The sequence below is a fragment of the Paenibacillus rhizovicinus genome (assembly GCF_010365285.1).
Lineage (GTDB): Bacteria > Bacillota > Bacilli > Paenibacillales > Paenibacillaceae > Paenibacillus_Z > Paenibacillus_Z rhizovicinus.
In genome coordinates, this window is record NZ_CP048286.1 from 1,546,267 (window position 1) to 1,560,178 (window position 13,912).

The 13,912-nt window shown below is 54.6% G+C and carries 14 protein-coding genes; 6 read left to right on the forward strand and 8 right to left on the reverse strand.

What is annotated here, in order from left to right:
• Positions 1-24 precede the first annotated feature (24 nt).
• The 5 genes from sufU to GZH47_RS07215 form a co-directional block, all read right to left on the reverse strand.
• Positions 25-450, reverse strand: coding sequence for a Fe-S cluster assembly sulfur transfer protein SufU (gene sufU, locus GZH47_RS07195; protein ID WP_162639472.1), 426 nt, complete (start codon positions 448-450; stop codon positions 25-27).
• Entirely contained in the window at positions 437-1,663 is a 1,227-nt protein-coding gene (locus GZH47_RS07200; protein WP_162639473.1) for a cysteine desulfurase, read from the reverse strand. Before GZH47_RS07200 ends, sufU begins: the two co-directional genes overlap by 14 nt.
• Positions 1,660-2,967 carry a Fe-S cluster assembly protein SufD gene (gene sufD / locus GZH47_RS07205; protein WP_162639474.1) on the reverse strand — a complete coding sequence of 436 codons (1,308 nt, stop codon included), beginning with the start codon at positions 2,965-2,967 and terminating at the stop codon, positions 1,660-1,662. Before sufD ends, GZH47_RS07200 begins: the two co-directional genes overlap by 4 nt.
• 20 nt (positions 2,968-2,987) lie before the next feature.
• Positions 2,988-3,767 carry a Fe-S cluster assembly ATPase SufC gene (gene sufC / locus GZH47_RS07210; RefSeq protein ID WP_162639475.1) on the reverse strand — a complete coding sequence of 260 codons (780 nt, stop codon included), beginning with the start codon at positions 3,765-3,767 and terminating at the stop codon, positions 2,988-2,990.
• A 159-nt stretch (positions 3,768-3,926) separates the two neighbouring features.
• Positions 3,927-4,514, reverse strand: coding sequence for a DUF1802 family protein (locus GZH47_RS07215; protein ID WP_162639476.1), 588 nt, complete (start codon positions 4,512-4,514; stop codon positions 3,927-3,929).
• 155 nt (positions 4,515-4,669) lie between these two features.
• Between GZH47_RS07215 and mtnK the strand changes: the two genes are divergently transcribed.
• Together mtnK and mtnA are read left to right on the forward strand one after the other, a co-directional pair.
• Positions 4,670-5,890, forward strand: coding sequence for an S-methyl-5-thioribose kinase (gene mtnK, locus GZH47_RS07220; RefSeq protein WP_162639477.1), 1,221 nt, complete (start codon positions 4,670-4,672; stop codon positions 5,888-5,890).
• Positions 5,891-5,909: 19 nt separating this feature from the next.
• On the forward strand, positions 5,910-6,971 hold the full coding sequence (gene mtnA, locus GZH47_RS07225; RefSeq protein ID WP_162639478.1) for an S-methyl-5-thioribose-1-phosphate isomerase: 1,062 nt from the start codon (positions 5,910-5,912) through the stop codon (positions 6,969-6,971).
• A 91-nt stretch (positions 6,972-7,062) separates the two neighbouring features.
• Here mtnA and GZH47_RS07230 read toward each other — a convergent pair whose 3' ends face one another.
• Positions 7,063-7,368, reverse strand: coding sequence for a YunC family protein (locus GZH47_RS07230; protein ID WP_162639479.1), 306 nt, complete (start codon positions 7,366-7,368; stop codon positions 7,063-7,065).
• Between the two features lie 195 nt (positions 7,369-7,563).
• Between GZH47_RS07230 and GZH47_RS07235 the strand changes: the two genes are divergently transcribed.
• A complete protein-coding gene (locus GZH47_RS07235) occupies positions 7,564-8,025 on the forward strand; it encodes a hypothetical protein (RefSeq protein WP_162639480.1) in 462 nt (153 codons plus the stop codon).
• 166 nt (positions 8,026-8,191) lie between these two features.
• Here the strand turns inward: GZH47_RS07235 and GZH47_RS07240 are convergent, their stop codons facing one another.
• A complete protein-coding gene (locus tag GZH47_RS07240; protein ID WP_162639481.1) occupies positions 8,192-8,578 on the reverse strand; it encodes a DUF423 domain-containing protein in 387 nt (128 codons plus the stop codon).
• A gap of 173 nt (positions 8,579-8,751) precedes the next feature.
• Between GZH47_RS07240 and GZH47_RS07245 the strand changes: the two genes are divergently transcribed.
• The gene (locus GZH47_RS07245) at positions 8,752-9,114 is read left to right on the forward strand and encodes a hypothetical protein (RefSeq protein ID WP_162639482.1); all 363 of its coding nucleotides are present in this window, start codon (positions 8,752-8,754) and stop codon (positions 9,112-9,114) included.
• Positions 9,115-9,365: 251 nt separating this feature from the next.
• Positions 9,366-10,526, forward strand: coding sequence for a sporulation protein YhbH (gene yhbH / locus GZH47_RS07250; protein ID WP_162639483.1), 1,161 nt, complete (start codon positions 9,366-9,368; stop codon positions 10,524-10,526).
• A 91-nt stretch (positions 10,527-10,617) separates the two neighbouring features.
• Here yhbH and GZH47_RS07255 read toward each other — a convergent pair whose 3' ends face one another.
• Complete coding sequence (locus GZH47_RS07255; protein WP_162639484.1) at positions 10,618-11,853, reverse strand: MFS transporter; 1,236 nt, start codon at positions 11,851-11,853, stop codon at positions 10,618-10,620.
• A gap of 163 nt (positions 11,854-12,016) precedes the next feature.
• Between GZH47_RS07255 and GZH47_RS07260 the strand changes: the two genes are divergently transcribed.
• Entirely contained in the window at positions 12,017-13,873 is a 1,857-nt protein-coding gene (locus tag GZH47_RS07260) for an LTA synthase family protein (RefSeq protein WP_162639485.1), read from the forward strand.
• Positions 13,874-13,912: the final 39 nt, after the last annotated feature.

The following is a 13,912-nucleotide window of genomic DNA, read 5'->3' on the forward strand; positions in this document are numbered from 1 at the left end:
ATGCTACGCGGGTAAACGCGGTCGTTATTGCTGTTGATGCTCGATCCCTTTGCGCAGCGCGTTCCAGCCGAGGGTCGCGCATTTGATCCGAGCCGGGAATTTCGTGACGCCGGACAGCGCTTCGATATCTTCCAACTCGTCGAACTCGGTAATTTCGCCTTTAATAAAAGAGGAAAATTTCGTCGCCAGCGCCATTGCTTCTTCCGTCGTCTTGCCTTGTACGGCTTCAGTCATCATCGAAGCCGAGGACATGCTGATGGAGCAGCCTTCGCCGGTGAATTTCGCCTGCTTCACAACGCCGTCTTCCACTTGCAGCTGCAGCGTGATGCGGTCGCCGCAAGTGGGATTGTTGAGGTTGATCGTAAGCGAATCTTCGTCCAATGTCCCGCGGTTACGCGGGTTTTTGTAATGGTCCATGATGACCCTGCGGTATAAATCATCCAATTCCATAACCGAAGAACTCCTTTGTTTGCTGGAGGCCGTCAATCAGACGATCGACGTCCTCTTCGGTATTGTATAGATAAAAGCTTGCTCTTGCCGTCGAAGAAACATTCAGGTAACGCATCAGCGGCTGGCAGCAGTGGTGACCGGCCCGTACGGCAATGCCCTTCGTATCCAGTACGGTCGCTACGTCATGCGGATGAACGTCATCCAGCGTGAACGTCACGAGTCCGGCGCGGTTCTGAACCGGACCGAAGATCGAAATACCTTCTATCGTACTAAGCCGATCGTAGGCATATGACGCAAGCTTATGCTCGTGCTTCTCGATTTCGTCAAGACCGACTTCGTTCAGGAAATCGATCGCCGCTCCGAGTCCTACGGCGCCGGCGATAATCGGCGTACCGCCTTCGAACTTCCAAGGCAGCTCCTTCCACGTCGAATCGTACAGATCCACATGGTCGATCATTTCGCCGCCGAATTCGATCGGTTCCATCGCTTCGAGCAGCGCTTTCTTGCCGTACAAAGCACCGATTCCGGTAGGGGCGCACATCTTATGGCCGGAGAACGCGTAGAAATCGCAATCCAGATCGCGGACGTCAACTTTCATATGCGGCGTGCTCTGCGCACCGTCGACAACCATCTTCGCGCCGTGCTTGTGCGCGATCGCCGTAATTTCCTTGATCGGATTCACGACGCCAAGCACGTTGGACACGTACATGACCGAGACGATCTTCGTCCGGTCCGTGATCGTCGCTTCGACATCCGCCAATTGAATGGAGCCGTCCTTCTGAAGCGGAATATATTTAAGCGTCGCGCCGGTCGCTTTCGCAACCTGCTGCCAAGGAATGAGATTGGAGTGATGCTCCATTTGCGTAATGACGATTTCGTCGCCTTCGCCGCAGACGGCTCTTGCGTAGCTGGAAGCAACCAAATTGAGCGCCGTCGTCGTTCCCCGCGTGAAAATAATTTCCTGCGGGCTGGACGCGTTCAGAAACTTGGCCGTTTTCTCCCGTGCGCCTTCATAAGCATCCGTTGCGCGCGAGCCGAGGGTATGAACCCCGCGGTGCACGTTGGCATTGTCGTGCTCATAATAGCGGGCGACCGCATCAATGACGGAACGCGGCTTCTGTGAAGTCGCCGCGCTGTCCAGATAGACGAGCGGATGCCCGTTTATCGATTGATGCAGGATCGGAAATTGCTCTCTGATCGCTTGCACATTCATCCTTCAAGCTTCCTTTCCAGCAGACGCTGGAGCTGTTCCCGAACCGGCTCGATCGGAATTTCCGTCACGACAGGGGCCAGGAATCCGTAAATAATTAAACGCTCCGCATCCTTTTTCGAAATGCCGCGGGACATTAGATAATAAATTTGCTCGGGGTTCACTTGGCCGACGCTCGCCGCGTGGCCAGCCTTAACGTCGTCCTCGTCGATCAGCAGGATCGGGTTGGCGTCGCCGCGAGCTTTCGGGCTCAGCATCAGCACTTTCTCGGTTTGCTGGCCGTTCGACTTCGTAGCGCCTTTCTCGATCTTCGTCACGCCGTTGATGATGGCCGTCGCTTGGTCTTTCATGACTGCGCGGGTAACCATATCGCTCTCGGTGTTGCGTCCGAAGTGGACAGCGCCCGTCGTAAGGCTCATCTGCTGCGATTTGGAACCGATGCTGATGACTTTGGCGTCCGACGTGGAGCCTTTGCCTTTCAGCAGCGATTGCGTATCGGACAGCGTGTGACCGTCATGCAGGTCGCCGATTATCCATTCGATGCGGCCGTCGTTCTCGACGATCGCGCGGCGGATGGTCAGATCGATCAGGTTGTCGCCCATGTTGTGAATCGTCGCATACCGAACGTGCGCGCCCGGCTTCACGATGACTTCCACGATCGATTGCTTCGTGATCGGCTGCGCGGAGTCTCCATACCTACTTACCACATTGTCCACGTAAGTGACGCGGCTGTGGCTGTCGGCTACGACGAGTACGCGCGGCGCGAACGTCGCTTCCGTGTCGTCGCTGTACAGCAACGCTTGGAGCGGCAGTTCGACTTCGACGTTCTTCGGAACATAGAGGAAGATCCCGCCGTTCCAAATCGCCGAATGAAGCGCCGTCAGCTTGTTTTCGTCCTGAGGGATGACCTGGAACAGATATTGCTGCACCAAATCGCCATGCTCGCGGGCCGCGGTTTCCAAGTCGGTGAAAATAACGCCTTTCGCCTCCAGCTCGGGAGAGAGCTGACGAAGCACGCTCGCCGAGTTGCGCTGTACGACGAGTCCTGCCGGGGATTGTCCGGCCAGCTCGCGCAGCGTCTCGGGCAGCTCTTCTGCCGATGCGATCGCGTCCTGCGGTTTGTGACTGCCGATCGCCGTCAAGTTCCAACGGCCGATGCGGACTTTCTCGGGTGTAGGCCATTCCAGCGTTTCCGCCAGTTCAGCGCCCTTCGTTCTAACTCCTTCAAGCCATGCCGGCTCGCCTTTGCTTTGAGACAACGCGCTAACGGACTGGCGGTTAACCGGAGTCGATAATTGTGTGCTCATTTCGATTGCTCCTCCTCCGATTAAACCTGTCCGACCGTTTCGTCCACGATGCCGAGTTCTTCTTTAACCCAATCATAGCCTTCGTTCTCAAGGCGTTCTGCCAGCTCGGGTCCGCCCGACTTAACGATGCGGCCCTGCATCATGACGTGTACGAAATCCGGTGTGATATAGTTCAGCAACCGCTGATAGTGAGTAATGATCAAGAAGCCGCGTTCCTCGGAGCGCATAGCGTTCACGCCGTTCGCTACGATTCTCAGGGCATCGATGTCGAGACCGGAATCGATTTCGTCAAGTACGACGATTTTCGGATCCAGCATCATCATTTGAAGAATTTCGTTCCGTTTCTTCTCGCCGCCGGAGAAGCCTTCGTTCAGGTAACGGTGCGCGAATTCAGGGTTCATCTCAAGCTCTTTCATCTTGCCTTCCATTTGGCGGATGAACTTGATCAGGGAAATTTCTTTGCCTTCTTCGCGGCGAGCATTGATCGCGCTGCGCAGGAAGTCGGAGTTGGTAACGCCGGAAATTTCGCTTGGGTACTGCATCGCCAGGAACAGGCCTGCGCGAGCGCGCTCGTCCACGCCCATTTCAAGAACCTCTTCGCCGTCGAGCGTAACCGCGCCTTCCGTCACTTCATATTTAGGATGCCCCATGAGCGCCGATGCCAGCGTACTCTTGCCCGTTCCGTTCGGCCCCATGATCGCATGAACTTCTCCGCCCTTGATCTCAAGGTTGATGCCTTTCAAAATCTCTTTGCCTTCAATGGCAGCTTTCAAGCCATCGATTTTAAAATGTGTTGCCATGGTATACTGCTCCCTCCGGAAGTTACGTTGTTTCATATCTGAAACAATTCCTCTTTAGTAATTACTCTAAATTGATTCTCACTGATTCTCAATTATATATTAGTATAACTTTTGTCATAAAGCAATCAGCCCTAGTCCCAGCAAGGATTCTGAAACTTGCTAACGTGCGATCGCCCGGCGGATTTCCGCTGCTTGCCGCGCGAACGTTTCGTCGTCGAGGACGGGATGCGCGGCCGCGTTTGCAGGGAACGACTCCAGATCGACCCAAGACTTGCAGCCCGTGTACGCATCCTGCATTGGCAGCTCTGCGGGCTGCTCTAATTTGTACACGCGGAGCAGGAGCAGATGAAGCGGCTGCTTCCTTTTCCATTTTAGACGGTCTTCGGTAAATGTATCCGTCCAGATGTGGTAATTTACCAGAAGATCCACCGTTTCCTGGTCGTTGATTTCAATGTCGGCTACCGCTTCGGCGAACGCGGAGATTTCCACGGTCGGCGAGCCTGGCGTCCATGCCTCCAGCACCGCCTTGAGCTCGTCCCTGTAAGCTTCCTTCAGCAGCTCCGGCTTCTGGTGCTCATAGGCCGGCAGCAGGAAGAAACGCGGCGATTTCAGTTGAAAGTCCCGCGTTTCTTCGGCGATTCCGCCTTTGCGCAGCACCATGATCTGCTTGCCGTCCGTCAGAGCCTTGACCGCGACGGCCCATTCTTTCAGCGCGATTTTCTGATCCAATGCAAGTTCGCTGTTCATGTTTGTTTCACCCTCGCTCCTTCTCATTTAGAATGATTATAACAAAGCGAGGTATTCCAACGCGAAATTTTTTTCGCTATACTATACTTATTTGGGGTCAAAACGTACGTACGGCGGACCCTTACCCATTCCAACGATTCGGAGGTGGACATTTCATGTCTGCTTATCATCCCCTAAATGAAACGAAAGCCATTGAGATCGCCCGCAATCTGGAAGGCATCTTCCAGCCGCAAGCGCAGCTTGCCTGCCGGGAAATCGGAGACGGCAACCTGAATCTTGTTTTTCACATTACCGATACCTCCTCCAGCCGCAGCATCATCATGAAGCAGGCATTGCCGTACGCGAAAGTCGTCGGCGAATCGTGGCCGCTTACGCTCGACCGCGCACGGATCGAGAGCGAAGCGCTTATGCTTCAAGGCAGCTTGGCTCCCGGACTGGTTCCGGACGTGTACCTGTACGACCCGGAGCTTGCGCTGACGGTCATGGAGGACTTGAGCGACCATGTCATCATGCGCCAAGGCCTGATGAACGGTACGCGCTATCCGCTGTTCGCCGGCCATATCTCCACGTTCCTCGCGCAGACCTTATTCTTCACGAGCGACCTCGGCCGCAATCAGCAGGAGAAGAAGCTGCTGGTACGCAGCTTCACCAACCCCGAGCTGTGCAAAATCACGGAGGATCTTATCTTCGACGATCCGTACCGCGACGCCGAGACGAACAGCTTCGAAGAGACGATCCGCGACGAAGCGCAAGCGCTTTGGAACGACGAAGAGCTTCACCTGGAAGTCGCGCTGCTTCGCGAGAAGTTTCTGACGCGCGCCCAAGCGCTGCTTCACGGCGACCTCCACACCGGAAGTATCTTTATTACGCCGGAATCCACGAAAGTCATCGATCCGGAGTTTGCTTACTTCGGTCCGATGGGCTTCGATATCGGCGCCGTTCTGGCCAACCTGCTCCTGAACTTCGCGGCCCGCGAAGGCTGGGACAAGTCCGAGGCGGAACGCGAGCGTTACCGCGCGTACTTGCTGGATACAGTCACGGACATTTGGACGCAGTTCCAAGATAAATTCCTGGCGTTATGGGAAGAGCACGGCGTAGACCGCCTTGCCAACACCGCGCCCGGCTACAAAGAAAATTACATGCAGCGCCTGCTTCAAGACACGATCGGCTATGCCGGCTGCAAAATGGTCCGCCGCATCGTCGGCCTTGCGCATGTCGCAGACATCGACAAACTGCAAGACGCCTCCGCGCGCGAACAAGCGCAGCGGCTGGCGCTTCGCATCGGAAAATCGCTCATCAAGCTGAACCGCGACGCTGATTCGATCGATCAATTGATCGTTGCCGTACACGCGGCTTCGGCGGCTGCTAAGGCCTAACGAAAGGAAGACGACATTCATGGAATCTAACGACTATCAAGGCCTGCAATCCGTCATTTGGTCCGGCGCTCAGCTGGACCTGCTCGACCAGCGACTGCTGCCCGAAGAAATCGTCTATCTGCCGCTCGTTTCCGCTCAAGACGTCTGGGAAGCGATCCGTCATTTGAAAGTACGGGGCGCGCCTGCCATCGGCATCGCGGCCGCTTACGGCGTCGTGCTGGGAAGCCGCGACGCGGGAGAAGACGCGGCAACATGGCTGCAGGCCGCGCGCGATGCAGCCGCCCATCTTGCTACTTCGCGCCCGACGGCCGTCAATCTGTTCTGGGCGCTCGACCGGATGACCGCGCGCGCGCAATCGCTCGCGGAGTCCGGCCTCGATCTTGCCGCTTGCAAAGAAGCGCTGCTGCAGGAAGCGATCGCCATCCAGAGCGAAGACGAAGCGACGAACCGCCTGATCGGGGAACATGCGCTGACGTTATTCCAGGATGGCATGGGCGTGCTGACGCACTGCAACGCCGGCGGACTCGCAACGGCGAAGTACGGCACGGCGCTGGCACCGTTCTATCTCGCGCAGGAGCAAGGCATCAAGCTGCGCGTCTTCGCCGACGAAACGCGTCCTGTCCTGCAAGGCGCGCGGCTGACCGCGTTCGAGCTGCATCAAGCGGGCGTGGACGTAACGCTGATCTGCGATAATATGGCCGGCATGGTGATGAGCAAAGGCTGGGTAGACGCCGTTATCGTCGGCACGGACCGCGTCGCGGCCAACGGCGACGTCGCCAACAAGATCGGCACGTACAGCGTAGCCGTTCTCGCCAAGGCGCATAACATCCCGTTCTACGTCGCTTGTCCGCTGTCGACGATCGATCTGAACACGCCGTCCGGCTCCGAGATTCCGATTGAAGAGCGCAATGCGGAGGAGATCACGGAAGGCTTCGGCAAACGCACGGCTCCTGCCGGCGTGAAGGTGTACAATCCTGCATTCGACGTCACGCCGCACGAATACGTCACCGCAATCATTACGGAGAAGGGCATTATTCGTCCGCCGTTCAATGTCAACTTGAAAGCTCTATTTGACAACTAGCCTATAGCAGTCCTGCAACGCCAAGAAGGCAGCCCGGCACATGAATCCCATGCGCTGGCTGCCTTCTTGGCGTAAGCTAGCTTCTTACCATCTATACCATCAAGAGAAGGGCGTCCGCCCCCTTCATGCCTACCGTAATTCCAAGCGCTTCAGCTGTTCCCGTAACGGATTCAAGAGGCGCTTGCATTAATTCCTCCAGCGTTTTAACGCCGACTGCACGGCCGGCGATAATGCCCCGATCCTTCAGCCGGTCATTGAGAAGAGCAACATCCAACGCACCGCACATGATATAGCCTTTATCCGTCGTGACAGCCAGCAACGTCGTCTTCGGCAATAACACTTCCACGCCGAGCGCCGTACTGCCGTCCGCAAGCGGAATCGGTACCATTCGCATCATCCGAGCCACCTCCTCCCGCGCTCACCGCTCCTCCATGTTGCATTTCGGAAATCGCTTCTTCACTATATGCAGCACCTTGCGCCGGAGTGTTGGCGGATTCTACAGATTCGTTAACAAAACCTTAACTTAGGACTACATTAATCAGTGCCCAGGTGATATGATGAGAGTACCTTAAGAACTATATGGAGTTGGAACATGACACCATCCGATAAGCGCGCAAACCCAACGACCGCACATCTCTTCAACGTCGATCTGCTGGTCGATGGCGAATCCAGCGCCATGGCGCTGGAACGGCTGATTCACCTGCTCAATAAAGCCGGATTCGCCGATTACCGAATCAAATCCGGCATCCGGCTCGGGCAAATGATCGAAGCGCTCGAAGAACAAGCCACCCCCGAAGCAGTGCCGACCGAGACGTCATCCGTTCGTCCACTGGCTGACGGTGACTCCTCCCCTGCCATAATTAACCGGATCAAAGACTGCATTGCAGCCAATTCCTTGATTCGAATCATGGTCAACAAAGGCTTCGGCGTCCGATTGAATATTCCGTGCCGGATCATTCACCTGGACGAAGAAGCGCTTAAGCTGACGGTCTACCATGTAGACGAGAAGCAAGTCTATGCGTTCAGCCTTAATGAGATCGACGATTTTATTTAACTGCCGTCCAGTTTATGACAGACTGCAATCCGGATAAACAGGCTAGATATGAAGAAGAGCCCTCCCGCCTATGACAAGATAGGTACGGGAGCGGCTCTTTTTGCGCTCATGCGCTGCCGTTATGTAGGAGTTGTGAGCTGGTGCGGCGGGAATAAGATCCACGCTCTTATTCCCTGGTTTTGGCCTTCCAAATGGAATATGCGGCAAGCCCCCACGCGACGATAAACGCCAGTCCGCCGAACGGTGTAATGATCCCCAGCAGCTTGACGTCGGACAAGCTGAGCGCATACAAGCTCCCCGAGAACAGGAAGATTCCGAGATGCATGAGTCGTGCGGACCAACGAATAGCCTTGTTATTATTACCGATCCGGTCCGCGGCCAAAGCGATCAGCAGCAGCCCGATGGCATGATACATATGATAGCGAACGCCTGTTTCAAAGACGTTCAGCATATCTTCGGTCAGCTTGTCTTTCAGCCCGTGCGCGGCGAAAGCGCCCAGTGCTACGGCAAGCAGTGCGTGAATCGCGCCGTAAGCGCCGTACTTGTTGAACATCTGCCACCCATCCTTTCCAATGACTGTAAAATGAGGTAAAATGTACGAAAACGATCGATTGCAAAGAGGAGAGGATCTCCCTGAGTGAACAACAACCGCCAAGGAACGATGACCCGCCTTACGGTTTTGCTCCCGTTCCGAATTCCGATGAACCGCCAAAAACCCAATCCAAATTGGGAATCGCTTCGTTTATTCTCGGCATTATCAGCCTCGTCGTCTTCATCGCTGCCATCATCGTGTCGACCACTTTCATTATGGACCACATTACGCTTAACGGCAACTCCAACACGATTCGCACGGATATCGAAGAACAATTAAAAGACGCCAATGACGTCATTCCGCTCATCGTCGCCTTTCTGATGATGTTGACCTCCTTCGGCTGCGGCGTAGTCGGGCTTATACTCGGTATCGTCGGCGCCTGTTCGAAGGGCAAGCACAAGGCGTTCCCTATTATCGGCATCGTCCTGAACGCCCTGCTTCCTGTCGGATTCGTCACCTTGTTCCTGCTCGGCATTGCCCTGAGCGGGACGTCCTAGAGCGATCAGCAAAGTAGTATACGATTAAGAACCGTCGCGGGCACGCTGCGGTTCTTTCGCATTTTCGAATGGCGGTCCGGCTTGCCCGATCCACTGTACGGCCATCCCCGTGACTGCAGACGGACAATTGCCTCACATATCGGCCGTCGACCTGAATACAATGAATAACAATAAGAAGAAACGTTTGTCGTCGGCATAAAATTCAATCTTGCTGCAAGGTCAAGCCTAAACGGCTACGGAGGTGTCTACGCATGGCAGAAAATCATGAAGCGCTGTATGTCGTGTCGCGTGAAGACTGGTCGCTGCATCGTAAAGGACATCAGGATCAAGCCAGACACCAACAGAAGGTACGCGATGCCATCAAGCAAAATTTGCCTGATTTGGTCTCCGAGGAAAATATTATCATGTCGGATGGCAAACAGGTCATTAAAGTGCCGATACGCAGTCTCGACGAGTTCCGGTTCGTCTATAATTTCAACAAAAACAAGCATGTCGGCCAAGGCGACGGCGACAGTCAAGTCGGCGACGTGCTCGGCGTCGATCCCGCCTCCGCGCAGAAAGGCGGCAAAGGCGAGAATGCCGGCGATCAGCCCGGCGATGATATCGTGGAGGCGGAAATCAGCCTTGCCGAGCTTGAAACGATGCTGTTCGAGGAGCTGGAGCTGCCCTTCTTGAAACAGAAGGACCGCGATCAGCTGGAAACGAAGGAAATCCGGTTCAACGACATTCGCAAGAAAGGCATCATGTCCAACATCGACAAGAAGCGGACCATTCTCGAAAATTTAAAACGGAACGCGACGAGCGGCGCTCCCGGCATTCATGGCATCTCCCCGGATGACCTGCGCTATAAGACATGGGAAGAGATCGTGAAACCGCAGTCCAACGCGGTCATTATCGCCATGATGGACACGAGCGGCAGCATGGGCAGCTTCGAGAAGTACGTGGCGCGCAGCTTCTTCTTCTGGATGACGCGCTTCCTCCGCCATCAATACGAGCATGTCGAAATCGTGTTTATCGCGCATCATACCGAGGCGAAGGAAGTGACGGAAGAGGAGTTCTTCACACGCGGCGAAAGCGGCGGCACGATCTGCTCCTCCGCTTACATTAAAGCGATCGATATTATCGACAATCGCTACCCGCCGTCCATGTATAATATTTACCCGTTCCACTTCTCCGACGGCGACAACTTAACGAGCGACAACGAGCGCTGCGTGAAGCTGATTGGCGAGCTGCTCAAGCGGGCGAATTTGTTCGGCTATGGCGAAGTAAACCAATACAACCGTTCCAGTACGCTGATGTCGGCCTACAAGCATATCAACCTGCCTAATTTCATGCATTATGTCATCAAGGAGAAAGGCGAAGTCTATAACGCGCTGAAATCTTTCTTCCGCAAAAGAGAACTGGCCGTGTAACGCTGTCTCGCACCGGCTCTTAAAGCATCGCATAAAAGCCTCCGCCGCAGCCGGATTAACCGGCTGCGGCGGAGGCTTTCGTGAAGTTGGCTTACAGCGCCGCCGTCGTTCCGCGCGATCGCCGCGAGCCCCTGTTGTACGCGAGGAACGACGCCACGCCGAGGAAGCCGCAGCAGCCGGCTGCGATGAGCAGGTACGATAACGGAATCGTACCGGACAAGTAGGTGCTGAGCATCGGCCCGATTGTCCCCCGGATACCGAACAGCATGAATTGCAGACCGACGACGACCGCTTCGCGGCCCGGAGCAAGTCGGAACATGTACGCAAGGAATCCGATATCCCAAATCGCGTCGCCCATCCCTTGAATCCCGCTTCCGATCAACACCGCGCTGTAATTGCCGAGCAGCGCGTAACAGAGCGGCACGATGCCGAACGCCGCCAAGCCGAACGCGACCGTATGCTTCGCGGACAGTTTGTCGATCACGCGGCCGGTCACATAATAGGAAGACAGCAGGCACAGAAAATAAACCGCTCGCGCAATGCCGATCTGGGTGTTGGAAAGCTCCAGTCGGTCTACCTGAATGATATTATATAACGGCACCGCCACCAGATTACCGAATCCGGTGAAGTTGCACGCAAGGAAGAAGACCGCGATCTCCTTGTTTTGCTTGATAAGCTGTAATTGCTCTCTTAAGTCGAACCGTCTGGCTCCCTGGAGTCTAGGAGGCGCCGACTTCCTCGCTTTGACCCGCGCGAACACGAGTATGGAGACGATGCCTGTCGCGGAAGCGAATAGCAGCGGTCCGGACGGACCTGACGCGTCGACCCACCTGCCGATTCCGAATGCCACGGGAATCATCAATGCCCCCATCAATACCCTTGTATTGCCCATCAGCTTCCCGCGATTCTCGGGCGGATACATACGAATGACGAGCGCCGCGTAGCCGGGCGATTGAATGCCCATCAGCATCTGAAAGCAAAGCGCGATAAGCACGTAAGCGATCGGCGCGCCGAAGAACGCAGGCACGATAATTATCGCCCGCGCTATCAGATTCGGGAGGATGACGAACGGCTTCGGATTCGACCGTTCAATGAATGAGGCCCACAGCGGCGAGAACAGCAGCCCCACCGCCGGCGCCGCCGAGATGATGCCGACCTGCAGGTTGGATGCGCCCTGCTGAATCGCCATGGGGATATAAAACTGGTTAAAGACGACATTAAAAAAACTGAATAACAGGGAAGCGCTCACATCAATGCGAAAATTGTACCACGCGCGAGGTCCGAGATGAAGTTTAATAGAATCCAGCTTTGATTTGAATGCGCTCATATCAGTCGGCTTTCCTCTCAGAAAAGATCTCTATTTTATTTTTAGTATACCATGAGTCCGCGCCATAATTTCGCATGAATACCATTTTGACAAACCCTTATTAAAGAGAGCATAATGTACGTTATGAGATTTGCAGTTCGTGTTTCGAAAGGAAGGGTATTTCATGCCTGCATGGTCGTTCAAGCGGCTCTTTCACATCCGGCCGTTTATTTTTTTCTCTCTCATCTTGGTTATCAAAAGCATGCTCGCCTACTTCGTCATTTTCGACGGCGGACCTTCCTGGAAGCTGCTCGTTACCGAGATGCCGTTCTGTTGGCTGCTGTTCTGCTTGATCGAGTGGTTCGCCAAGAAACGCAAGCTCGTCTACTACGTATCGGTGAACCTGCTTGTAACTGCTATTTTCTTCGCCGTTATCATGTATTACAAGTATTTCGGCATCATCGTGACGTATCATGCGCTCGAGCAGGTCAATCAGGTTACGGCCGTGAAGAGCAGCGTATTCTCTCTCCTCGATCCGTATTACTTGTTTATTTTTCTCGATATCATCGTACTGTTCGTGCTCTTAATCCGTCGCAAACGGGCCGTCAATTGGAAACAATTCAGCCAGCTGCCGCTCAATCGCGCCATCGTTTCCGCGCTGTTCATCGTGTCGCTGGCGCTCTGCCTATTTAATATTCTGCCGAACCGCGCAAGCATGAACGAGATCGTGAAAGCGGAGGATATGGGCATTCTCAACTATGAGCTCTACACGTTGTTCTCCGATTCGAAGCAGCCGACGATTCCGATGAGCGAAATTACGCAAGCGGCGATCGACAAGGAGAAAGGCATTCAAGAACCGGCCTCGCCGAAGTACGCGGGGGCGTCCAAGGGCAAGAACCTCATTATCGTGCAAATGGAAGCTTTCCAAAACTTCCTGATCGGCCTGAAGGTTGACGGGCAGGAAATTACGCCGAATATGAACAAGCTTGCGAAAGACCATATTTACTTCTCCAACTTCTATCAGCAGGTCGGACAAGGCAACACGTCCGATGCGGAGTTCGTCGTGAACACGTCCTTCTATACGCCGCCGACCGGCGCGGCGTCTGTCGTTTATACCGACTATGACCTGCCAAGTCTTCCGAAGCTGCTGCAGGCAAACGGTTATCAGACGGCGACGTTCCATACGAACTTCGTAGAGTTCTGGAACCGCAGCGCCTTGTATAAGGCAATCGGCTTCGAGAAATATTACGATCAGAACTGGTTCGGTCAGGATGATACGGTGTTCTTCGGTCCTTCCGACGAAGTGTTGTACGAGAAAACAGCCGCACAGCTCGCAGAAATGCAGAAATCGGGACCGTTCTACTCCCAGCTGATTACGATGTCTTCTCACCATCCGTTCACCATTCCGGAGCGCAAGTATAAAATCAAACTGCCGAAACGATATGAAGGCACCTTCGTCGGCGATTACATTCGCGCGCAGAACTATGCCGACTACGCGCTTGGCTTGTTCATCGACGATCTGAAGAAACGCGGCATTTGGGATAACAGCGTCTTCGTCATTTATGGCGATCATCTCGGCCTTCCCATCTACTCGCTTAACGGCGACGAGAAGAAGCTGATGAAAGAAATATACGGTCGCGACTATAAGAATTCGGACATGATCAACATTCCGCTGATCATCTCGGCGCCCGGCGTTACGAAGCCGATGGAGTTGAAGGAAACGGGCGGACAATCCGACATTATGCCGACCGTGGCCAATCTGCTTGGCATTTCGCTGCAGAATCATATCCATTTCGGACAAGATTTGCTCAATCAGTCGTCGAATCTCTTGCCGGAGCGTTATTACCTGCCGTCCGGTTCCCTCATTACGGATCACGAGATGTTCATCCCGGGCACGTCGTTTAAAGACGGCACAAACGCCCCGCTGCACGGCCAAACGCAGTCCGAGGTGCCGACTACGGAAGATCAATTCAACCGGGCCTTGAAGCTGCTGCAGCTGTCCGACAGCTATGTGAGCCAGCTTCCTCCGGTCTCTCCATAGAAGAGATGGGAGAACGAACAAAAAGCCCCGCCATGGCGG

Excerpts from the sequence above, each read along its gene's own strand:
- sufU (WP_162639472.1), bottom strand. The coding sequence starts at position 450 with ATGGAATTGGATGATTTATACCGCAGGGTCATCATGGACCATTACAAA.
- GZH47_RS07200 (WP_162639473.1), bottom strand. The coding sequence starts at position 1,663 with ATGAATGTGCAAGCGATCAGAGAGCAATTTCCGATCCTGCATCAATCG.
- sufD (WP_162639474.1), bottom strand. The coding sequence starts at position 2,967 with ATGAGCACACAATTATCGACTCCGGTTAACCGCCAGTCCGTTAGCGCG.
- sufC (WP_162639475.1), bottom strand. The coding sequence starts at position 3,767 with ATGGCAACACATTTTAAAATCGATGGCTTGAAAGCTGCCATTGAAGGC.
- GZH47_RS07215 (WP_162639476.1), bottom strand. The coding sequence starts at position 4,514 with ATGAACAGCGAACTTGCATTGGATCAGAAAATCGCGCTGAAAGAATGG.
- mtnK (WP_162639477.1), top strand. The coding sequence starts at position 4,670 with ATGTCTGCTTATCATCCCCTAAATGAAACGAAAGCCATTGAGATCGCC.
- mtnA (WP_162639478.1), top strand. The coding sequence starts at position 5,910 with ATGGAATCTAACGACTATCAAGGCCTGCAATCCGTCATTTGGTCCGGC.
- GZH47_RS07230 (WP_162639479.1), bottom strand. The coding sequence starts at position 7,368 with ATGATGCGAATGGTACCGATTCCGCTTGCGGACGGCAGTACGGCGCTC.
- GZH47_RS07235 (WP_162639480.1), top strand. The coding sequence starts at position 7,564 with ATGACACCATCCGATAAGCGCGCAAACCCAACGACCGCACATCTCTTC.
- GZH47_RS07240 (WP_162639481.1), bottom strand. The coding sequence starts at position 8,578 with ATGTTCAACAAGTACGGCGCTTACGGCGCGATTCACGCACTGCTTGCC.
- yhbH (WP_162639483.1), top strand. The coding sequence starts at position 9,366 with ATGGCAGAAAATCATGAAGCGCTGTATGTCGTGTCGCGTGAAGACTGG.
- GZH47_RS07255 (WP_162639484.1), bottom strand. The coding sequence starts at position 11,853 with ATGAGCGCATTCAAATCAAAGCTGGATTCTATTAAACTTCATCTCGGA.
- GZH47_RS07260 (WP_162639485.1), top strand. The coding sequence starts at position 12,017 with ATGCCTGCATGGTCGTTCAAGCGGCTCTTTCACATCCGGCCGTTTATT.